The organism is Sporolactobacillus spathodeae (genome assembly GCF_016908935.1).
Lineage (GTDB): Bacteria > Bacillota > Bacilli > Bacillales > Sporolactobacillaceae > Sporolactobacillus > Sporolactobacillus spathodeae.
Genome location: NZ_JAFBEV010000008.1, coordinates 87862 through 109273 on the forward strand (window position 1 = coordinate 87862; position 21412 = coordinate 109273).

The 21412-nt window shown below is 44.3% G+C and carries 19 protein-coding genes; 5 read left to right on the top strand and 14 right to left on the bottom strand.

Going from position 1 to position 21412, the window contains the following annotated elements; translation table 11 throughout:
- Positions 1–311: 311 nt before the first annotated feature.
- The 7 genes from JOC27_RS06040 to JOC27_RS06070 are packed head-to-tail and all read right to left on the bottom strand — an operon-like array spanning position 312 to position 7839.
- On the bottom strand, positions 312–1409 hold the full coding sequence (locus JOC27_RS06040) for a glycosyltransferase family 4 protein (protein ID WP_205006108.1): 1098 nt from the start codon (positions 1407–1409) through the stop codon (positions 312–314).
- Between the two features lie 14 nt (positions 1410–1423).
- Positions 1424–2338 carry a glycosyltransferase family 2 protein gene (locus JOC27_RS06045; protein WP_205006109.1) on the bottom strand — a complete coding sequence of 305 codons (915 nt, stop codon included), beginning with the start codon at positions 2336–2338 and terminating at the stop codon, positions 1424–1426.
- Positions 2331–3674: an O-antigen polymerase gene (locus tag JOC27_RS06050; RefSeq protein WP_205006110.1), complete on the bottom strand. Its 1344-nt coding sequence runs from the start codon at positions 3672–3674 to the stop codon at positions 2331–2333. Before JOC27_RS06050 ends, JOC27_RS06045 begins: the two co-directional genes overlap by 8 nt.
- Positions 3675–3702: 28 nt before the next feature.
- On the bottom strand, positions 3703–4845 hold the full coding sequence (locus tag JOC27_RS06055; protein ID WP_205006111.1) for a glycosyltransferase family 4 protein: 1143 nt from the start codon (positions 4843–4845) through the stop codon (positions 3703–3705).
- A 46-nt stretch (positions 4846–4891) separates the two neighbouring features.
- Positions 4892–5593, bottom strand: a complete 702-nt coding sequence (locus JOC27_RS06060) for a sugar transferase (protein WP_205006112.1) — start codon at positions 5591–5593, stop codon at positions 4892–4894.
- A gap of 14 nt (positions 5594–5607) precedes the next feature.
- Positions 5608–6489, bottom strand: a complete 882-nt coding sequence (gene galU / locus JOC27_RS06065; protein ID WP_205006113.1) for a UTP--glucose-1-phosphate uridylyltransferase GalU — start codon at positions 6487–6489, stop codon at positions 5608–5610.
- A 30-nt stretch (positions 6490–6519) separates the two neighbouring features.
- Positions 6520–7839 carry a UDP-glucose dehydrogenase family protein gene (locus JOC27_RS06070; protein ID WP_205006114.1) on the bottom strand — a complete coding sequence of 440 codons (1320 nt, stop codon included), beginning with the start codon at positions 7837–7839 and terminating at the stop codon, positions 6520–6522.
- Positions 7840–8595: 756 nt separating this feature from the next.
- On the opposite strand from JOC27_RS06070, the gene JOC27_RS06075 reads away from it, so the two are divergent.
- Both JOC27_RS06075 and JOC27_RS06080 read left to right on the top strand, forming a co-directional pair.
- Positions 8596–9336, top strand: a complete 741-nt coding sequence (locus tag JOC27_RS06075; RefSeq protein WP_205006115.1) for a hypothetical protein — start codon at positions 8596–8598, stop codon at positions 9334–9336.
- On the top strand, positions 9333–9533 hold the full coding sequence (locus JOC27_RS06080) for a hypothetical protein (RefSeq protein ID WP_205006116.1): 201 nt from the start codon (positions 9333–9335) through the stop codon (positions 9531–9533). The genes JOC27_RS06075 and JOC27_RS06080 overlap by 4 nt, the downstream gene beginning before the upstream one ends.
- Positions 9534–9573: 40 nt before the next feature.
- On the opposite strand, the gene allB is transcribed toward JOC27_RS06080, so the two are convergent.
- Positions 9574–10971: an allantoinase AllB gene (allB, locus tag JOC27_RS06085; protein ID WP_205006117.1), complete on the bottom strand. Its 1398-nt coding sequence runs from the start codon at positions 10969–10971 to the stop codon at positions 9574–9576.
- A gap of 1040 nt (positions 10972–12011) precedes the next feature.
- Positions 12012–12269, bottom strand: a complete 258-nt coding sequence (locus JOC27_RS06090) for a hypothetical protein (protein ID WP_205006118.1) — start codon at positions 12267–12269, stop codon at positions 12012–12014.
- 120 nt (positions 12270–12389) lie between these two features.
- On the opposite strand from JOC27_RS06090, the gene JOC27_RS06095 reads away from it, so the two are divergent.
- A complete protein-coding gene (locus JOC27_RS06095) occupies positions 12390–13913 on the top strand; it encodes an alpha/beta fold hydrolase (RefSeq protein ID WP_205006119.1) in 1524 nt (507 codons plus the stop codon).
- Positions 13914–13952: 39 nt separating this feature from the next.
- Positions 13953–15476 carry an alpha/beta fold hydrolase gene (locus tag JOC27_RS06100; RefSeq protein ID WP_205006120.1) on the top strand — a complete coding sequence of 508 codons (1524 nt, stop codon included), beginning with the start codon at positions 13953–13955 and terminating at the stop codon, positions 15474–15476.
- Positions 15477–15771: 295 nt separating this feature from the next.
- Here the strand turns inward: JOC27_RS06100 and fabZ are convergent, their stop codons facing one another.
- The 5 genes from fabZ to spoIIID form a co-directional block, all read right to left on the bottom strand.
- On the bottom strand, positions 15772–16203 hold the full coding sequence (gene fabZ / locus JOC27_RS06105; RefSeq protein WP_205006137.1) for a 3-hydroxyacyl-ACP dehydratase FabZ: 432 nt from the start codon (positions 16201–16203) through the stop codon (positions 15772–15774).
- A gap of 147 nt (positions 16204–16350) precedes the next feature.
- A complete protein-coding gene (locus JOC27_RS06110) occupies positions 16351–17184 on the bottom strand; it encodes a flagellar hook-basal body protein (protein WP_205006121.1) in 834 nt (277 codons plus the stop codon).
- Between the two features lie 181 nt (positions 17185–17365).
- The gene (locus JOC27_RS06115; RefSeq protein WP_205006122.1) at positions 17366–18181 is read right to left on the bottom strand and encodes a flagellar hook-basal body protein; all 816 of its coding nucleotides are present in this window, start codon (positions 18179–18181) and stop codon (positions 17366–17368) included.
- 75 nt (positions 18182–18256) lie between these two features.
- A complete protein-coding gene (mreB, locus tag JOC27_RS06120; protein WP_205006123.1) occupies positions 18257–19258 on the bottom strand; it encodes a rod shape-determining protein MreB in 1002 nt (333 codons plus the stop codon).
- Positions 19259–20160: 902 nt separating this feature from the next.
- Positions 20161–20445, bottom strand: coding sequence for a sporulation transcriptional regulator SpoIIID (gene spoIIID / locus JOC27_RS06125; RefSeq protein WP_205006124.1), 285 nt, complete (start codon positions 20443–20445; stop codon positions 20161–20163).
- A gap of 217 nt (positions 20446–20662) precedes the next feature.
- Here spoIIID and JOC27_RS06130 point away from each other — a divergent pair, with 217 nt between their 5' ends.
- Entirely contained in the window at positions 20663–20833 is a 171-nt protein-coding gene (locus tag JOC27_RS06130) for a hypothetical protein (RefSeq protein WP_205006125.1), read from the top strand.
- The last annotated feature ends 579 nt before the right edge of the window (positions 20834–21412 follow it).

Below are 21412 nucleotides of genomic sequence, written 5' to 3' on the forward strand. Positions count from 1 at the left end.
AATCGGTATATAACTTTGCATTAGTCTTTATTGTTGATTCGTAATAATCAAAAACCTTGAGGCTCTTTTAAATACATATCGTAATTTGGATATAAAAAGTAATGTGAGTTATAATTCCTCAAAAACGGTTACCCTTATTTTCTTAAAAAAGTCTAAATAAACTAATTTATATGTGTTTATATTCTTAAAATGGCCTATTAAGATTAGTCAATTTCAAGTGGCATTAATTGAAAGAAGTCAGTTCTCCTAACATAAATCTGAAGGGCTAGAAAATTATTAACTTAATGAAAGTGCATCAATTTATTAAAAAATTAACTATGATTATTTGAACTAATTGTTTCTCTTATTACTTTTTCCGTTTGTTTGGCACACTCCATCCAAGAAAAATTTTCAACCCACCTTCTTCCATTTTGAGATAATTCCTTTTTTTTCCTTTCATCCGAAATTAACAACTTTATACATTGAGCAATATCATTTTCGTCCTTTGGATTAAAATATACGGCATTTGTTCCGCAAACCTCTCGTAACGGTGCAATATCTGAAACTGCGGTTGGAGTCCCACAAGCCATTGCTTCAAGAGGAGGGAGCCCGAATCCTTCATAAAGAGAAGGAAAAACAAAAACATCAGCATTTCTAACTAAATTTTTTAATTTATTGTCGTCAATATACCCAGTGAATCTAATTCTATGTTTATACTTTTCAGCAAATTGCACCAATTCTTCATCACCGGTCAAAAATCCTTCTTTTTTTCCAACGATAATTAAATTATGAGAAATTCTATCTTGAATTAATAAAAACGCCTTAATTAGATTTTTTAGATTCTTGTGGGGCTTAACATTTCCAACATATAGTATGTATGGGACATCCGGTTGGCTTTGAACATTTTGAGCAATATACCAACTATTATTTACTCCATTATGTATAACTGTGATATCATTAGGATCATAACGCAAGTAATGCAAAATTTCAGATTTTGTAAAATGTGAAACTGTTATTATTTTTTTAGCTTTTTTTGCAACAAAGCGAAAAATTACTTTTGCATAGAATTTTTTTATTTTTCCCTCTACAAAATTCGGCATTGCTAGATGAAATATATCATGAATGGTAACTAATAGTGTACCTCTAAATAAAATAGGAATATTAAAATGAGGTATCCACAATAGATCTGTACTAGATGGAACTTTATTAATTATTTCTATTTGTTCTCTCAAAGAATAAATTTTTGAAGTGCATTCAATAATCGAAACATTTGAATGTTGACTATATACTCTTAGCCTTTCCCTTGTTCCAATGAGGTTAAAATGACAATCAGACATATTTTCTATCAATATGGGAACTACATTTGAAATATAGGTTCCAATACCTGAATTATTTATCATTCTCATATCTATTGTAATAACTGTTTTCATAGATATCCCCACAATCACTTTGTAAATAGCGCTTCATTTACACCTTTAATAATATACTTTAATCTTACAAATTTCCTGTCCTGGTTTTCCGAATAAATTCGCAGTATCTTCTTAAATGTTTTCAACAATAAATATACAAATGCTTTAAAATGCAATCCTTTGAAATTACGCTTGCAAACCCAGAAACCATTACGCAAATCATAGTATGCTACATAAGGAGCTAAATTTTTTTCTCCTCCTGAGGAAATGGACACCTTATGATAAATTACAGAGTTTGGTTCAACAACTATTTTCCAGTTATATTTTTCTGCCTTAATATTATAATCAACTTCTTCATAGTATAGGAAGAAATCCTCGCTCATAAAACCTATGTCTCTAATTACTTCTCTTCTTATCATCATGCTACAGCCACTTATATAATTAACTTCAAAGGGTGTTTTATATTGTCCAGAATCTTTGTGCTTAAAACTTATATGTCGTGTTCTACCTGTACTTGGATCAAAGGTTCCTCCCACAAACCAAATTATATCAGAATTATTATAATAGATTTTCGATCCAACAATACCAATTTTTTCATTTTTTTCCATACAATTGACCAAATTGGTCAAAGAATTGGGAGTAGTTATAGTGTCATTGTTTAGCAACCAAAAGTATTTTGAACCCGAATTATAGGCCTTCCTAAGTGCCACATTATTTCCACCTGCAAACCCCAAATTTTTTTCCGTCATAATAAAATCAATTGTAAATGTATATTTTTTAGAAGCTATATGTTCATTAATCAAATTTACGCTGTTGTCTGTTGATTTATTATCTACAAGGTATACTTTAAAATTCTTATAAGAAAGATCACTAAAGCTATCTAAACATTCTACAGTATCTTTATGGTTATTCCAATTAACTAAAATTACGGCTACCTCTGGTCTATTCATGATTTACTCCAAATTTAGAAATAAATATTTTTGTTAAATAATTGTAAAAATAATAGCAAAATAAGACAAAAATATAGACGTATATTTGAAAAAAACCGGCTGTTATCATTATATTTATCATTAAGCCAGCAATTATATAACCTGTTGCCACAGCAAATATTATATCTTTTTTTTCTCGCCCATTACTATTGATGTAATTTTGAACAAAGGTATCAATATACGTTATTATGTATCCATATATAAATCCAAATATTGAAACACCTAATATTCCAAAGTTAAAGTAAGACTCTCCAAAGATGCCTGTTCTTAGTCCAGGGTGAACACGTGGATCAAAACCTACTGTTGTGGCCGTAAATACACCTATATTCCAATGTGATCTAAAATCTGAGATGGCACTGGGAATAAATGACAGCATACCTGCAAGCATTGTTTTTCCGTATAACAACGAGCCGTTCCAATAAGCCATTACCCATGAAAAGTCTCGTAAATCAGAGAAATTATTTCCGTAAAACAATGACTCAGACAAATTATTTAATACAAAAACTGGATTATATTGTTTGTTTCTTAAATTTCCTAGATAAACCGCCATTAATAATAAGATAATTCCCAACGTTCCAAACTGAATAAGCTTATTTTTATTGATTTTTCTTTGATTTACTGTAAAGTAGACAAAGATAATAATAAGCAAACTGTGCAATACTGCCCCTCTTGTTCCGCTTGTTAATGAAAAAAGTAGACAAATAACTAAATATAAAAATAATAATTTTGATTTTTTAATATACAATGAAACAAGAAGTAGGGTGATCATGACAGAACAAATGGAATAAAAAAAGTTAGATAGAGGACGATAACCTGTCTGACTCATGCTAAAAGTTCTTACATTAAATATATTTTGAAAATATCCAATTTTAAGCATTATTATAAATAGAATTAATAAAGCAACAAAAAAAATTGAAAATGTTATCTTGTTTGCATTTTTGACGAGCAATTCTGTAATGAAATTAATGAATCTATATTGATTTTTAATATTTATTATTTTGGATTTTCTTTTTAATCTCGAACATAAGAATGAACCTAAGAAGAAAAAGACAATTCCAATTAAACAAATTAAAAAAGCATAATTAACATGTTGCAAATACATATAATAATTTTTCAAACCTGTTGCTGAAACATTTTTATCTGAAAAAACAAATGGATACATCAATACAAGTGGAATACATATTTGCATAAAAACTGAAGTTGACAGAACTGTTATTAATTGCTTTTTATAATATAAGCTTATGTACCAGCCAAGCATCGCAAAAATAGTTAATGCCCAAAGCATTCCAAAAAACAAATACATCATTCCTTCCACAAATATTATATTAATGATTAGATAACATTTCTTTTTCCTTGTAACACATGTCAACATATGTTTTTATTTTTTTTCGAAATATTGTTTCGGAAAATTTCATTGCATTTTTTCGACAATATTCAGGTAAATAAACATCTATATTTTCTTCGAAATCTTCAATTGCTTTTGTTATAGATTCAACTGTTTGCTGATTAAAAAATAACCCCGTGGGTTCCTCTATGTTATTACTCCTGACTGTTTCTAACGCCCCACCTTTTCCATATGCAATAACAGGTGTACCACAGGCCTGTGCTTCCACAGGAATTATTCCGAAGTCTTCTTCCGCTGCAAAAACAAAAGCTCTTGCGTTCGCCATATACTCTCTCAAAACATCGAAACTTTGGTAACCTAATAGCTGAATGTTGCTATAGTTTCCTGCCTTTTTCTTTATTTTATTAAAATCTGGACCGTCACCAATAACAACCAGCTTTTTGTCTGGCATATTAGTAAAAGCATCAACAATTACATCTATTTTCTTATAAGGAACCATGCGTGATGCTGTTAAATAATAATCTGATTTTTTCTTTTGATATTTAAAATTATTAACATCCACTGGCGGATATATAACCTCTGCTTTTCTTCGATACACCTTCCATATTCGCCTTTTAATAAAATTTGAATTTGCTATAAAATAGTCGACGCCATTCGCTGTCCTAACGTCCCAAATTCTTATGTTATGTAGAATCAAACGAACCAAGAAGCTCTTAAAGCCTCTTGTTAGTCCAGATTCTTTAAGATATTGATTTTGAAGATCCCATGCATAACGTATTGGAGAATGTACATAGGAAATATGCAGTTGATCAGGGCCTGTTATTACTCCCTTTGCTACAGCATGGGAACTTGAAAAAATTATGTCATAATCCGATAAATCTAATTGTTCTATAGCAAATGGCATTAATGGTAAATAATTACGATATTTTTTCTTTGCAAAGGGTAGCTTTTGTATAAATGTTGTATTAACCGATTTGTTTAATATAAAATCTCTCTTATCCTCAGGCAAAAAATCTATTACTGCAAAGAGATCAGCTTCAGGAAAAACTTTCAATATTTGTTCAACAACTTTTTCCGATCCTGCATGAGATACAAACCACTCATGAACAATAGCAATTTTCATTATTATTAACCACCAAATATAAAATAGAAAATTGGTGTTTATTAACTTAATAAGCACCCTTTTTCATTATTACTGCAATAAATGTTTTAATAATTAATTTGATATCAAATAAAAATGATTTATTGTCCACATAATAAAGTTCTACATTACATCTTTCCGGATATTCAATTTCACTGCGCCCGCATGCCTGCCAATATCCCGTTAAACCTGGCTTTGCTGAAAGAAATTTATCAACTTGATCACCATATTCTTTTAATTCTTCGGAAACAACAGGTCTTGGTCCAACAAGGCTCATCTCGCCTTTTAAAACATTAATAAATTGCGGCAGCTCATCCAAACTGGTTTTTCTGAGAAAACAGCCAATTTTTGTAATTCGCGGATCTTCCTCTGGCTCTAATTTATAACTATTATCTAAATACTTCTTGTACAGAAGTTTATTAGATTTCAGTTGCTCTTCTGCATTAACAACCATTGAGCGAAATTTATAGATGTAAAAAATTTCACCATACTGTCCCGTTCTTTTCTGCTTGAAAAATATCGGACCCTTATTGCCACCAAACAGATATAGCAAGGAAATAATTAAAAACAAAGGTGAGCTTAATACAAGGCCAACAACTGCCCCAAACAGATCCAGTGCCCTTTTAAAGAATAAATAGGTGGTGCTGTCGCCCACATGTGCTTTTGTGACATTTGGGCGTCCCGCCCGTTCCAAATAATGTGCATCGATTTCTGATTTAGGCATAGCCATGATGTTGTCCTCCATCACTTTAATAACAGTTTATTGTCATGAAGAATTTTTTCAATACCCTTGAGTACGTCTTTCTGAATGTCTTTATCCTGCAACGCCATTTCGATATTGGTCAGAACAAATCCGAGTGTCTCACCAACATCAAATCGTTTGCCTTCGAATTGATAAGCGTAGACACCTTGAAGTTCGTTAAGTTTCTGAATCGCGTCGGTTAGCTGAATTTCGCCGCCTGCACCGATTTCCTTTTTATCAAGAAATTCAAAGATTTCCGGTGTCAGCACATAACGGCCAATAATTGCCAAATTCGATGGCGGATTTTCTTTCGGTTTTTCCACGAAGCGGCTGACATTATACAACCGACCGTCCTGTGATTTTGGATCAATGATACCGTAACGCTGTGTCTGATTTACTGGAACTTCTTTCACGCCAAGCACCGAGCAACCAGTTTTTTCGTATTGTTCAGCAAGCTGCTGAATGCACGGCTTCTCTGCCTGAACGATATCATCGCCAAGCAGCACGGCGAATGGTTCATCCCCGATAAATTTGCGAGCGCACCAAACGGCATGACCCAACCCTTGCGGCGATTTTTGGCGAATATAATGAATATCAATCTTGGACGGTTCACGAACCTTCTCAAGCAGATCAAGTTTATTCTTCTGAATTAAATTCTGTTCCAACTCGTAAGCAATATCGAAATGATCTTCGATGGCGCGTTTCCCTTTGCCGGTGACAATAATAATATCTTCAATTCCAGCTTGAACGGCCTCTTCAACAATATATTGAATCGTCGGTTTGTTGACAATTGGCAGCATTTCTTTCGGTAATGCCTTTGTAGCCGGCAAAAATCGTGTGCCTAGACCTGCAGCTGGAATAACTGCTTTTCTCACTTTTTTCATTAGGATAGCTTCCCTTCATTTGCAACAAAATCAGTAGATTAATTCTGGCGCCTGATCTGGTCTACCAACTGAATAGTATTCAATTTCTGACTGTCTTACGTCAGACAAATCAAAGCAGTTTCGGCCGTCGAATACAATTGCCGTTTTCATTAATTTATTGAATACAGTCAGGCCTATTTTTTTCACATCCGGCCAATCTGTAATTATCACCGTAAAATCAGCATTATTTAGAGCTGAATGAAGATCCTCCGTGTATTCAATCTCAGTGCCTAATTGACGTTTCGCATTTGAGACAGCTATCGGGTCGTAGGCGATCACATTTGCACCAAGCGCCGCAAGTTTCGGGATCATAACTAAAGCGGGTGATTCGCGTAAATCATCCGTGTTGGGCTTAAAAGCAAGACCGAGAACAGCAACTCTTTTTCCACTAATGTCGCCGAACCGTGTCATTATTTTATCAAGCAGAAGTATTTGCTGCTTGTTGTTCACTTCGATAACAGATTTCAATAAATTAAATTCATGATTAGCATTTCCGGCAAGCTGAACCAGTGCATTGGTGTCTTTCGGGAAGCACGATCCGCCGTATCCGATGCCGGCTTTGAGAAAATCGGGACCAATGCGATGGTCAAGTCCCATTCCCTTTGCAACTTCTTCGACATTTGCGCCAAGTGACTCGCAAATATTAGCGATTTCATTAATAAAGCTGATTTTTGTTGCAAGAAACGCGTTGGACGCGTATTTTATCATCTCGGCACTGGAAATATCCGTTTTTATAATCGGCATCTCGAATGGCTTGTTCACTTCGGCCAAAACATCAGCGGTTTCCCGATCTTCTGAACCAATGACAATCCGATCACCATGGAAGGTATCTTTAACTGCTGAACCTTCGCGAAGAAATTCCGGGTTGGAGGCGATTTTCACTCGAATGCCGTTCTTCGTATTTTTATTGATAAGGTTTTTAATATGAAAATTCGTTCCCACAGGAACCGTGCTCTTAATGACAATAATTGTGTCACGATCGATATTTGCCGCGATATCAAGAGCCGCGTGTTCAACATAATCCAAGTTAGCCGATCCATCTTTGCGTTGCGGCGTACCCACAGCGATATAGATCACGCTAGCCTCTTTCAAACCTGTGCGATGCTCAGAAGTAAAGAATAAACGACCTTGTCCAATATTCTTCTTGATTAATTCTTCCAAGCCAGGTTCATAGATTGTCGGGATTCCGTGAGACAGCTTCTCGACTTTTTCCGGATCCACATCAATACAGGTCACTGTATGGCCTACTTCGGATAGCGCAACACCGGTAACCAGCCCGACATAACCGGTTCCTATGACCGCAATTTTCATTGTATTCCCTCTCAATCTTCTCTGGATGAATTGCTTTTTTAGCTAGAAAAAAGAGCGATCATCTATAAGATTAGATAATTATACACTATCTTAACAACTGTTTGTACGATAAATATCGACAAAATCAGCTCGTCAAGCTATTTGCATTATAGCACATAACTTGCCTTTGGAAAGAGGAAGTTATGGGAAAAATGTCACAGGGTCGCAATACAATAGGCTATTTTTGGAGCCTTGGTGACATTCGTTACAGATAGTTTTCATTTCGTTTACAATTGCATTTCGACCCCGAAAATGATTCATATCGTTGTTCGATCCTTCATAGACTCTATTTCTAGGCAACCGGACATAGTTTGTACTTTTGAATTGTTTGATTCTTTTTTCACGGATATGTATGTGACATTGATCACTTTTTGGGAATTTATTTTTTCAAATTCGTATTTTTGTAATGATTGTGTAATGGGGATGCGCTTACACTAGCATTATTCTAACAAGGAATTTTTTAATTACCTGAAACCGGCTAATTGGAAGGGAGTGGGTCTGAAGAACCACATTCGAACGATGTACTTCATGAAGCCTAAATTGCACTTATTCGATTATCTTTTGGTATAACAAAAGCGCGTCTGGCAACGCGCTCTTCATCGATAGTGAAACTTGCTCCTCTTTATGCACAGGCAGCGTCCGTGAACAGGCGACGAAGTCTGCAGCTGGCACTGCAGACTGCCGCTCGCGGATAGCATCAATTAAGGAGACGATAAGATGCATCAGGTCTACACACAATTTGGTGAACATATTCTCGCGATTCGCACCGATTCCATTCTCTTAATGAACCGATTGACACACGTGTTTCGATCCGAAAAAGCGCGTCCGAAGCAATCCGTTGATTGGTCCGTGCATCTGCATAGCGACTATGTCACGCCTCTTGTCACATCAGATTCTATCACATCGAATAGGCTAAGTAAATCCTATTTTGACGCGGAATTTTTTTATTTTACACTTGGTGCAGACGGGCGATCGGCTGATCTTTTCCTGACGGATCCGACAGCCTTGCGTCAAGCGTTTATCACGCTCTACGGAACGTTGATCATGAAACGTGGCTGGGGCCTGCTCGTGCGCGCATCCGTTACAAACGATGATGTGGGTCCGGTACATTTATCGATTGGCGGGCCAAACGATGAGCCAGATTTTCTGCCGATTAAATTGACGGCGGACGGGCTTGAAGTTTTCCAGTGGTCTGCTTTCGGCGAACAGCGTCAGTTGCTTGCCTCGGGTACTCCTGTAGCGAGCCTCAATTTCATTCAGCCTGCTTTTCAGAATCAACGGATGAAGGCCGGTCGTTCGGTTGTTCTGTTGCGACTCTTGGACCACGTCTCCTACTGGCCACACGCGGCGGCGGAAACGAAGCAGGTGCTCGCGCTTTTGCGCCGGCTCGTCCACGCTGTTCCGGTCTATGAATGCGCGCTGCGTCCAGGCAGTCTTCTTGGGGAGCTGATCTCATGAACGCACGCGCGTCCTTTTCATCGAGTTTCTTTGCGGCCTTGCATCAGGCTCATATGGAAAAGCGGCAGGCACAATGGCAGAGTCTAACTCCCGAACAGCAGCAGCTTGTGCAACGAATCGTTAACCGACCACAAGCGGCGGTGGATCGGCTGATTACTGAAACCCGTCGTGCGATCGATAAAGCGGACAACGCGTAAGTGTTGTCCGCTTTATCTATATATATAGATGAAAAATTATTTATTTGTTCGGGCGAACGAGCTCGCCGAATGGCGCATGGACGATTTCGCCGTCTTTCATCACGGTTTCGCCGCGGACGATGGTCTCGACCGGAAGCCCTTTGATTTTCCAACCGTCATAGGCGGTGATCTTGCTCTTGCTGTGCAGTCGCGATGCTTCGATCTGTCCCTCTTTGTCCATATCGACGATCGTCAAATCGGCATCGGTGCCGATTTCTAGCGATCCTTTTTGCGGATAAATGCCGAAGCGCTTGGCCGGATTTTCCGATAGCAGCGCGGCCAGTTTATTCAGACTGAGCCGACCTTCATTGACGGCGTTCAGCATCAGCGGCGCCATCGTTTCCGTCCCTGGCATGCCGGCGGGAATCGACCAGAGATCACCGTCTTTTTCTTCAGGCGTATGCGGCGCATGATCCGATGAAAGGATCGTGATCGTGCCGTCGTTGATCGCCTGCCAAAGCTGCTGCTGATCTTTTTCATATTTAATCGGTGGATAAATTTTCATCACCGGGCCGACCTGCGGATAGTCTTTGTTGCTGAGGAACAGATAATGCGGGCACGTTTCTGCGCTAACCGGCGCCCCCTCCGCCTTCGCCTGGCGGATCCGTGCGACAGCCTCGGCGGTGGTCACGTGAAGTACATGCAAATTAGCGCCGGACGCGCGGCTGAAGGAGAGTCCCATCTGTACGGTGACTTCTTCAGCGAGGTTCGGCCGCCCCTCGAGCAGCGCTTCGTAATCCTTGCGACCTGTCTTCTGAACCTGGCCGGTCAGCGTCTGAATCAAGCTGCTGTCCTCACCGTGAATCGCCAGCACACCGCCGGTTTTGGCGACGTTTTGGAAGATTTCATAGACTTCGCCGTCGGAAAACGGTGCGATCACCGCTTCATTCATGCCAGGTTGGTAATTGTAGCTGAGCTGGAACGTTTCCTTATTGATCGCATAGCCCCAGAAATATTTGAAGCCGATCACGCCCGCTTCCCGCAGTTCGGGAATATCTTCCGCGTTGAGGTGGCCGAGGCAGATGCCCCAGATGCCGAAGTCCACATGCGCTTTGCTGGCCAGGTTCGTTGCCTGTGCCTTGAACGTGGCCACGTTGCGCGTCGGCGGGGTCGTGTTTGGCATGTCAAAAATCGTTGTGATCCCGCCTGCCGCCGCGGCCTGGGTCGAGGTGAAAAAGTCTTCCTTATAGGTCGGGCCTGGGTCGCGGGAATGGACATGGACGTCAATCAGGCCGGGCAGGATGTACCGGCCCTCGGCGTCGGTTTCGCGGGTGGCAGTCCCGCCGAGATCCTGGTCGCTGATCGCGGCAATTTTGCCATCCTTGATATAAATGTGGGCTTTATAGCTTTCGGATGGGGTCACGAGCGTTCCGTTTTTGATGACATAATCCCAATTCATCGCTTTCCCTCTTTTCGTTTGTGGTGTGATGCTTCGATCGATGTTTTGACTGATTGGCCCGCTTGATGATTAAGCGGGGGTGGATCGTGTTCGTGATTCGAGCTTGGTTGGTGAGCTCTATGTTCATATTCGCATCGCTTCGCCAAACTTCGTACTTTCTTAGACTTACCATTTTCCAGCATGATTCGTCAAGATCCGATTCTACAATCATGTGGAAAAGGGGAACAGACGGTTTAAACAAACGTTTGATTAACGGGTGCGTTCTGGAGATTGGGGAAAATTTTGGGTTGGAATTGAGTTGATAAGAGCGATTCGGGGTTGCTCCTTGGATCGGTGCGAGATTGGCATGGTTCGGAGCGGTTTTTCTTAATTTAGGTGCGACTTTTTCGGAATTTGGTGCGACTCTCAAAATTCGGTGCGACTTTGCTTGATTTAGGTACGACTTTTTCGGAATTTGGTGCTACTTTTGCTCAATTCGGTGCGACTCTCAAAATTCGGTGCGACTTTGCTTGATTTAGGTGCGACTTTCTCGGAATTCGGTGCGACTTTTGCTCGATTCGGTGCGACTCTCAAAATTTGGTGCGACTTTGCTTGATTTAGGTGCGACTCTCTTCGGATTCGGTGCGACTTTAGGAAAATGGTCGTTCCGCGACCGCGGAACGGTCCGATTGAATTTTTTCAACAAGCGTTTTTGAGAGGGTATCTAGCTTCTGAGATTTAACCTAACTTTTGTTGCCTTCGTTCTACCTTTTCGGGGATTCTTTCTAGCTTTTTAGATGAGGCATAGCATTGGGGGTGTGACCTAAGCTCTATTTATTTTTTGCATTCCTTTTTCTCAGTTTTTCAACAGCATTCGCTTGATCTGGTCGATCCTTTGAAAAAATCGTGGCGGTGTTGCGAAAATATTGTCGAAGGGGTTCGAATGTTGTCTAACTATTTTCATGGACAGAGCGCGTGGAAATGCTTAACCTCAATAGATGTGAGGGTTTCTATTCACTTTCTCCTATGTCTTAGACACTAGGCGTGCCAGCCATTGGCATTCATGGCTGGCGGGCGCGGGTACTGATTTCTTCGATCACAACATAGACAAGTTCAACTGCTTTGTCCCCTTGACCTTGCGTGAAATAAACTTCTGATTTGTGCTTCGCTAATTGAAGAAAGCCGCAATACGCGGCGTGCGCATAGTCTGCGAAGGCCCGAGCTGCGTGCTGCAGAGTGGGCGCGGCGAATACGCTGAAATAAACAAGCGAACCGTGTCGGCGGATCGGCGGACGAAGATAGAAAATATATTTATTCATGCCGATACCCCTTTCACAACTCTTCTATCTGTTGTCTCTTTGATATATGAATGATAGCAAACCGGCCATTACAGCATCGTTTCATCTCTCATGTTCTAGCGATTTTAAGGGGGAAGCATCTTGGGATTTATTCCAGTGACTGATTATGTCCTACATTACAAGGCCTCTGAATTTGTGCCGAACCGACCGACGCTCCTGCTAATTCACGGGATGATGACCGACAGCACGATCTGGTCCCGGCTGCTGCCGCGTTTCGGTCAATCGGTGAACTGGATTGTTTATGACCGCGGGGGCCATGGGCAAAGTGGCAATCCGTCCGATACGCGATCGCTTCAAGGCTTTCTAAGTGAAATGCTCAGCCTGATGGACGCGCTCGGTTTAAAGAAAGTACACCTTGCTGGCTGCGGACTCGGCAGTGCGCTCGCTTTCGAGATGGCGCGGCAGTATCCGAATCGCGTGCTTTCGGTGGCTTTGATTTCATCTGTTTTTTTTCTTCCGGAGCAGGACTTTGGCCAATCGTTTCAATTACTGAAACAGCTTGCTCAATTGGACCCGGAGCTCTTGCTGGAGAAAGCGGAGGCGGATTTGTTCGAGGAAAGTCCCGGCGACTATCGCAGTGATTTCCGGCGCGCGTTCCGGCGACTGGCGCCGGCGTGCATTCAAGCGGAACTGGATTGGCTGCTCAGCACCTACAGTCCGGCACGTTTTAATTTCGCTGATGCGCTTTCCGAGCTCAAGCAGCCGGCGCTTGTCCTCCATGGCATCCATGACCGGCTGATCCCGCAGCGAATGAGCGCCTTATTCGCCGCCTGCATCCCTGAGTGCCGCTGGTTCCCGATTAGCCACGCGGCGCATTATCCGAGTCTTGACGCGCCGAATCAGACAGCGGAGCTGATGATCAAGTTTCTTGCCGGCATCTTTCAGCCAATCGCGATCGACCGTCCTTATCAACGGGCGATTTTGACGTTTCGGCAACAGATCCACTATGAACTCGATCAGAAAGAGCACCAGAAGCGCCTGCTGACGATGCATGTCCTGCAGCCTTTTGCTGTGCGTTGGAACGGACATGAAATTATTGGGAAATGGAATCAGCGCTGTGCAAAGGAACTGCTGCTGTATCTGATGTTGCATCACGGGATTGCGCGCCGCGAAACGTTAATCCGAACCTTCCTGCCGGATATGACGCCGGCGCAAGCGCACAATCATTTGCGGGTGCGTATTAGTCATTTGAATAAAATTTTCGATTCCTGCGCCGATCCGTCGGCAAGCGGTATTTTGCTTGTTGATGACGAGCGCCTGATCCTTCGCGCAAAGCCTGAGAACGATTTACTGGATTTCAGGCAGAAACTGACTCGGCTCTTGTCGGAAAAACATTCTGTGCATCAACAGGCGACTGATTTTTCCGGATTATTAGCCATCTATGATCCTGCTTGCTTCTCTAGTTTTCATGGGGAATGGATCGACGTGATGATTCATGAGATCGAACGTGATATGGGGCTGGTTCTCCAGCAGCTGATTCCCGTTTTGCAGAAAAGTGGCAAGCGGGATCTACTCCTGAGCATCTTGCAGCGCGCACATCTGATCGAGCCGTACGATGGCTATTGCGACGAATGGCTGGCGCAGATGCAGAGCGGCATCCTATGACGGAGTTTTTTTTATCGCTATTAAATGGGGGCTTCATGCGTGACCTATATTCGCACGGATTCGATGACCATACATTATACGTATCTTCAAGGGTTACCCGGGCATCCGACGCTCGTGTGTCTTCATGGGTTAGGCCAGGATCACACGGTCTGGCGGAAAATGTTGTCGCGGCTCGATCCGGCGTTCGGCTGGCTTGTCTACGATCTGCCCGGACATGGGTTGCATCCGAATGCTAGCGATCCTTTGGCTGTAAGCGCTTGTGTCCGTCAACTTAAGGATTTAATCGATTATCTGCATCTTGAAAAAATTGATCTGGTTGGTCACCGATTCGGCTCTTATCTTGCGATGCAATTTGCCTTGTCGTATCCAGCGGCTGTTCAATCACTAACGCTGATCGCTTTTCCTTTTTCCATTGGAAACAGTGATTACGCGCGTGATATCGCGTCTAGTGCGCAATTGCTTGCTGTTGACCGGGAACTCTATGAGAAAAAGTTGCTGATTGATGGCTTGCATTCGCTGACGCTCAGCAACGCGCGAACACTGCTTCAGGCGCTGCGCCACGTCAACAATCGTGCCTTAACTGAGCCGCTGCTTGATCTGATCGCACGCTATCACACGCCAGGTGAGGCGATCGTCCAGCTCCTCCAGAGTCTGCAGCAGCCAGTGCTGTTTCTGCAAGGCGAGTATGATCCAACTTTTCCAACGACGCTGGCGATGCTACTCAGCCATTACGCGCCGATCAGCCAACTGATGGTCATTCCAGATTCTTCTTACTTTGTTCAGCTGGAACGGCCGAATCGCGTCGCTCAGCGAATTAACCAATTTCTTGGCGGCAACCTTTTTCCCGCTGCACTGACGATGCGGAGCGAAACTTCAGCCTTCTTGCGAGCCATCATGAACAAAGTCAGTCTCCCGCGCGCTATCCGTAGCCGGAAGCTGAGCCTGTCGCTAATGCAGGAAAAATCCGCGGTTTCTTGGAATGGTCTTGAAGTTGACGGCAAATGGACCCAGCGTTGCGCCCGCGAGATTTTGCTTTATCTGATCATGAACGATGGCGCGGTCAAGCGCGACAGCCTGATCGATGCTTTCTATCCAGAGGCCGACTTGGAACAGGCGCGCAATCAGCTGCGCGTGCAGCTGAGCCATCTGAACCAGCAATTTTCCACGCAAGATGCGCCAGAGCTCAAGGATGTGCTGCTGATCACGCGTGACTCGATCGGGCTAAATGCCGACGGACGCTGCGACCTCGCCGATTATCTGGACGCGATCGATCAGCTGCTCTGGTCCTCCGCGCCGCTTCCTGAGCGCTGCGACCTTTTTCTCGATTTTCTGGCGGATTATCAGCCGAATTGGTTCAGCGGATTCCGCAGCGCATGGGGCCTCGAGCTGGCGCAAAATCTGAGGAGCAAACTGGCCCAATTGCTCGCCTCGTTGCTTGCCGCAGCAAAGGAAGCAGGCGAACCCGAGCTGATGCGGCGCCTCTTGACTGTGGCCAAAAAAGTGGAACCCTACCGCGGATTCGCCAAAGAATGGGCCCGCGCCGCGCATAGTATCGAAAAGTGACGCTCTGTTTTGGTGCGCGTGATCGATGCGGCATAAATTCAGAAATGAGGCCGCAATTTAGCGCTCTTTCCAAGTGAAATTCGGAAAGAGCGCTAAATTTTTGATCTAATTGGCGAGTCGCTTGGGGTTATTGGACACTGGCTTGTAACGATTGAATGCAAGTACGAAAAATATAGATTGAGCTTGATAATATGAAGCGATCGGCGTAACGCCGATCGTCCCCGTATTTGAGATAAAGTCAGATAAAAGCTTAAAAAAAGAAGCGATCGGCATCATGCCGATCGTCTCAGTTCTATTATTCTGCTGCTTTGAGGGCGAACATCATTTCGGCCTCGCAGACGACTTGGCCGTCTACTGAGGCGGTGCCTTTGGCTTTGGCAAAGCCGGCACGGAATCGGACGATTTCCGATTCGAGGCGCAGCTGGTCGCCGGGGCGTACCTGATCTTTGAACCGGCATTTGTCGATGCCGGCGTAGAGCGTCAACATATTGTCCTTTTGACCGGCATGTAGGACGGCAATTCCGGCCACCTGGGCCAACGCCTCAACAATCAGGACACCTGGCATAATCGGGTAATCAGGAAAGTGGCCTTGGAAAAAGGGCTCGTTCGCCGATACATTTTTAATTCCTACTGCTCGAACGCCATCTTCAACTTCGAGCACGCGATCCACGAGCAAAAATGGGTAGCGGTGGGGCAATATTTTTTTTATTTCATCAATCGTCAGCATAGATTTCGCGGCCGGCAATGCGCGGCCGCTCGCTCCCTTCTGTCTGTTCAAATTGAGAGAAACAAGTCCGCTCGATCAAGCCACGCAGCGGCCTGGCTTTTCCATTTGAGCAGTATGCCTCTCTTTTTTCTCAGCTATTCGCTTCAATCAGTGCAACAATCCGTTGACGAGCCCGGACATCTGATCGCTCATTGAAATCGACCGGGCATTCATCTGGTAATTGCGCTCCAGATTGATTAGATTGGTCATCTCATCGGTCAAATCAACGTTTGATCCTTCGAGCTTTCCTTGAGCGACCGAACCATTCGCTGCATTGGCCGGCTGCACGACCTGGTTCAGACCAATCCCGAGGCTGCCAAGATTCGGCAGTGTAAACAAGCTATCGCCTTGGCTTTTCAGAAGCTGCGGTCGGTTGATCTGGACGATGCCGAGACGGCCGGCATTCACGCGCGCGCCGCTGGGCATGACGGCAGTCACATCGCCGGCACTGCTAATTTGCACATCGCTGTAACCGGCGGGCAGCGTCATTGGCTGGCCATTGGCGCCGAGTACTGCTTGCCCGCTTTTGGTCAGCAGACGCAAGCGATTGCCGCCGGCCGGCTCGGTGTTAAAATTTCCGGCGCGCGTATAGGCAGTCGCTCCATTGAGACTGACCGTAAAATATTGTTGATCATTGGTCAGCGCTAAATCAAGCGGATTTCCGGTTTGCTGCAGCGCGCCCGCTGACGTGTCCAGCTGCGTGTCGCCGACCTTCGCTCCGGATCCGAGGCGAATGCCGTTTGGTGTCAGTCGATTCGCTTGATCTAATTTATCGTCGCCCGGCGTTATATTGTTGAGTGACTGCACGAGCAAGTCGCTGAAATTGGCACTGCGACTTTTATAGCCTGTTGTGTCTACATTGGCGATGTTATTGGCGACAGTCGATAGCTGCTGCTGAATCTGGCCAAGTGTGACCGCTGTATCAAGCATCTGCTGCTGCATGGGATTCACCTGCTTTTTGCGAGATTAATTGCGCTGTTCGGTTTGATTCTGGAAAGTTTAGCTAAGCCAATTTCAACAATTGCGCTCCGGCTGCTCGCTTGCCGCGGGCAGTACCGGGGCCCATTCGCTAAATTTTTCACACAAACTCATATATATTTTTTACCGCTCAAGCTGTCAGCTGTTAGTTAATGCGACCGACTTGATTGACAGCCTTGTCCAATGTGTTGTCGAGAATCAGCAGCACTTTCTGATTGGCTTCAAACGAGCGATAAGCGCCCATCATGTCGGTCATCGTTTCATCGGGCGACACATTGGAGCCTTCCAGCGAGCCTTGCTTCAGTTGATAGGCGACATTTGCCTGGCCGGTGGCTGACGGTAGCGTCCCGTTCTGCAGCCGGTACAGACCGCCGCCCTCTTTCACGAGCTGATTCGTGTTGGCCGCATAGCTGACACCTATCTGTCCGAGCTGGGCACCGCTCGCGCTATTGGTGATTGTCCCGTCGCTCGCAACCTGAATATCTTCCGAATTGACCCGAATAGGATTGCCATTCGTATCCAGCACTTTATCACCGGCGTCATCGGTCAGCTGGCCCGCCGCGTTGAGCGTAAAATGCCCGTCTCGAGTATAGCGAACCGCTCCCGCGGGTGTTTGCACGCTGAAAAGCAAGGCGCCTTCCTGAGCACCGGTTGTCGGATTGACCGGCAGCTGATTGGTCACAAGCGCAACGTCCGTTTTCTTGCCGGTATCCGTCAGCGTGCCTTGAGAAAAGTCGGGGACCGTTTCCTCAGCGTACACGCCAGTCGGCAAGTCGCCGATATTGGCTACAGGTGTATCGCCGCCGATCCGCTGCATCAACATTTCCGGAAACGCGCGCAGCTTCGTATTGTCCTGCTTATAGCCTGGCGTATCCATATTGTTCAGGTTATTTGATAAAATTTCCTGGCGGCGCTGCTCGGCAATCATGCCGGAAGCTGCTGTGTATAATCCGCTTATCATCAGGAAGTCACCCGCCTTTCTTTTTCAAAAATGGTAAATATTTTCCGTTATATAGCGCAAAAGCGCAAAAAGCGATTAATTCGCTTTGCGCTTCGGCAACTTATCCAAGTGTTCGAGCATTTTGCCGGCACCCTCAACCACACAGGTCATTGGGTTTTCCGCAACAACAACCGGCACTTTCAATTCGCTGGCAAGCAGCTGGTCAATGCCGTGGAGCTGCGCCCCGCCGCCGGTGATGATAACACCGCGGTCAATGATGTCCGCGGAGAGTTCAGGCGGCGTTTGTTCGAGCACATTTTTTGCTGCACGCACGAGCTGTGCCACAGAATCAGCGAGCGCTTCTTCAATCTCGTTCGAGTGAACCGTCTGCGTTTTCGGCAGACCGGTCACCATATCGCGACCACGAATATCCATGCTTTCGTCGCGGGCATTTTTGAAGACCGTGCCGACCTGGATTTTAATCTGTTCGGCAGTCCGTTCACCAATCAGCAATTTATATTTCTTTTTGATATAATTTAAAATTTCACGGTCGAATTTATCGCCAGCAAGCTTGATGGACTGGGAGGTGACAATATCGCCCATTGACAGAACCGCAATATCCGTCGTTCCGCCGCCAATGTCAATTACCATATTGCCGCTTGGCTGGAAGATGTCCATACCTGCGCCGACAGCAGCCACTTTCGGCTCTTCTTCGAGGTAGACTTCCTTGCCACCGCTGCGTTCGGCAGCCTGACGAATCGCTTTCTGTTCAACAGAAGTAATATGCGTCGGTGTGCAGATCAGGATTCTCGGTTTCTTCAAGAAGCCTTTCACATTTATTTTATTGATAAAATGTGTCAACATCATTTCAGTGATTTCAAAGTCAGCGATTACGCCGTCGCGAAGCGGCCGGATCGCAACGATGTTGCCAGGCGTTCTGCCGACCATTCGCCTTGCTTCTTCGCCAACAGCCAGCATTTGTTTCGTATCCGTGTCCAAAGCAATAACGGACGGTTCATTTAGGACAATCCCTTGTCCTTTCACATAAATCAGTACGTTCGCGGTTCCGAGATCTATTCCAATGTCTCTTGAAAACACTCCATTATCCTCCCTGCAGCTTGCTAGGTAAACGACCTAGGACAATTATCATTCATTATTTCATTTTAGCATAAAAACCTTGACACATGGAAGCAGTCGAAAAAAATACATATTGTTATCTTTTTGTCAAATAAAGTCGGATTTTTTGCTATGTATGGTATTGGGAAAACGCCGAAGGAAAAGGGCTGCGGTTGCGGGCAGTGCGGGAACCTGCTCAGACAAGTGAATGATCGTTAAATTGGAAAAGCGATTTTCGGAAAAAACTTGGCGTAATAAAAACCTTTCTGAAACAATTTCGCACCGATCAAGGGCTTACCGCAGACGCCGCGCGTCTCCTCGGACAGGCTGGAATCTGCGGGGTCTCGTGGCTCACTGTTCCCGCAGGCGTCTCGTACATTTCCTTTTGGTAAGACAAACAATAATAAATTTAAACATAGCTTTAGGAAAAGGGCTCTGATCGCGGGCAGTGCGGGAACCCCGCTCAGACAAGTGAATGATCGTTAAATTGGAAAAACGATTTTCGGAAAAAACTTGGCGCTGCCATGACCATTTGCAACAATGACGCTTTGGCGGCTAGCTTGGCGCGGGTAAGACGGAGCCTCGCAAAAACGAATAATCCTTTCGTTGGCAAAGCAATGCTGAGAAAAGAATGACGGGCTCAGCGCTTGGGATGAGCCCGCATTCCTTGTTTGTTCATTTTTCGATATCGGTAATTTGCTGACTGTTTCACTTAGCCTGCACGCACTTCCTTTCTAGTGATCAAGGCGGACTCCGACTTATTTTTTTGTAACAATCAGTCGTTGGCGAAAACAGGGTTTCTTTCGGTTTCATTTATGTGAGGTTCCCCCGCCGAGGAACATGGGTGTGTTGACTGCAGATAGGGTAGGGAAGCATTCGGGGATTCAGTTTTGGACGGCCTGTTCGTTGTGCTCACTTTCGGCGTCTTTCTGATACTTCAGTCGTGTCGCCTCTCCCCCGCGCAAATGACGGATTTGTTTGTGATAATCGAGCACATTTTTTACTTCATTCGCGAGTTCCGGATTGATATTCGGCAGTCGCTCCGTCAGGTCTTTATGGACCGTGCTCTTCGACACACCGAATTCTTTGGCGATGACTCGAACCGTCTTCTTCGTCTCCACGATATGCTTTCCAATCTTGATCGTACGCTCTTTGATGTAGTCATGCACACCACTCGCCTCCTGTTAATCTGAAGATGCGAAATGAGACAATGTATGGAGGGAAACGGAAACAAACGCTCAAACTCGTTTCAAGCCCGCCGCGCTCACCTCGAAACCCCGTATGTGAGTTTGTAACATCTTATTAAACGAGTCTCCGTTATATGCCAAAAAATCAAGTGGGACAAGGGATCACGCAGGTTTCAAAGGCATGCGAAATGGACGGGAAATGGAGAAAGAACTTTCCCGGTTGCGCTTGAGGGGAAAGTTCTTCCTTCTTTGGGTTGAGATGGAAGGATTTTTCTTCGGAGCTGGGGAAAAATCCTGCCCGCTTTTAATGGGAGTGGAAAGAACTTTCCCGGTTGCACTCAAGGGGAAAGTTCTTCCTTTTTTGGATTGAGATGGAAAGATTTTTCTATGGTGCTAAGGAGAAAAATTCCTGCCCACTTTTGATGGGAGTGGAAAGAACTTTCCCAGTTGCGCTCAAGGGGAAAGTTCTTCCTTTTTTGGATTGAGATGGAGGGATTTTTCTATGGTGCTAAGGAGAAAAATCCTGCCCGCTTTTAATGGGAGTGGAAAGAACTTTCCCAGTTGTGCTCAAAGGGAAAGTTCTTCCTTTTTTGGATTGAGATGGAAGGATTTTTCTTTGAAAAATCCTATCTGTATCACCGCATTTCATAGAAAGTTTAGGTTAGCTGGAATTCGGTCTAACTCCTGTTTTTCGGTCTAACTTTTCGCGGGTTCGGTCTAACTTTTTCACGGTTCGGCCTAACTTATTCTCGCTTCGGTCTAACTCTGGATTTTCGGTCTAACTTTTCGCGGGTTCGGTCTAACTTTTTCTCGCTTCGGTCTAACTCCTGTTTTTCGGTCTAACTTTTCGCGGGTTCGGTCTAACTTTTTCATGGTTCGGTCTAACTTTTCCTCGTTTCGGTCTAACTCTGGATTTTCGGTCTAACTTTTTACGGATTCGGTCTAACTT

What these genes read in the sequence shown, in the direction of transcription:
- JOC27_RS06060 (WP_205006112.1), bottom strand. Translation starts at nt 5,593, where the DNA reads ATGGCTATGCCTAAATCAGAAATCGATGCACATTATTTGGAACGGGCG.
- JOC27_RS06130 (WP_205006125.1), top strand. Translation starts at nt 20,663, where the DNA reads ATGGAGAAAGAACTTTCCCGGTTGCGCTTGAGGGGAAAGTTCTTCCTT.
- JOC27_RS06070 (WP_205006114.1), bottom strand. Translation starts at nt 7,839, where the DNA reads ATGAAAATTGCGGTCATAGGAACCGGTTATGTCGGGCTGGTTACCGGT.
- fabZ (WP_205006137.1), bottom strand. Translation starts at nt 16,203, where the DNA reads ATGCTGACGATTGATGAAATAAAAAAAATATTGCCCCACCGCTACCCA.
- JOC27_RS06045 (WP_205006109.1), bottom strand. Translation starts at nt 2,338, where the DNA reads ATGAATAGACCAGAGGTAGCCGTAATTTTAGTTAATTGGAATAACCAT.
- JOC27_RS06110 (WP_205006121.1), bottom strand. Translation starts at nt 17,184, where the DNA reads ATGCAGCAGCAGATGCTTGATACAGCGGTCACACTTGGCCAGATTCAG.
- JOC27_RS06075 (WP_205006115.1), top strand. Translation starts at nt 8,596, where the DNA reads ATGCATCAGGTCTACACACAATTTGGTGAACATATTCTCGCGATTCGC.
- JOC27_RS06055 (WP_205006111.1), bottom strand. Translation starts at nt 4,845, where the DNA reads ATGAAAATTGCTATTGTTCATGAGTGGTTTGTATCTCATGCAGGATCG.
- allB (WP_205006117.1), bottom strand. Translation starts at nt 10,971, where the DNA reads ATGAATTGGGATTATGTCATCAAAAACGGAACGCTCGTGACCCCATCC.
- JOC27_RS06115 (WP_205006122.1), bottom strand. Translation starts at nt 18,181, where the DNA reads ATGATAAGCGGATTATACACAGCAGCTTCCGGCATGATTGCCGAGCAG.
- JOC27_RS06040 (WP_205006108.1), bottom strand. Translation starts at nt 1,409, where the DNA reads ATGAAAACAGTTATTACAATAGATATGAGAATGATAAATAATTCAGGT.
- JOC27_RS06090 (WP_205006118.1), bottom strand. Translation starts at nt 12,269, where the DNA reads ATGAATAAATATATTTTCTATCTTCGTCCGCCGATCCGCCGACACGGT.
- JOC27_RS06080 (WP_205006116.1), top strand. Translation starts at nt 9,333, where the DNA reads ATGAACGCACGCGCGTCCTTTTCATCGAGTTTCTTTGCGGCCTTGCAT.
- galU (WP_205006113.1), bottom strand. Translation starts at nt 6,489, where the DNA reads ATGAAAAAAGTGAGAAAAGCAGTTATTCCAGCTGCAGGTCTAGGCACA.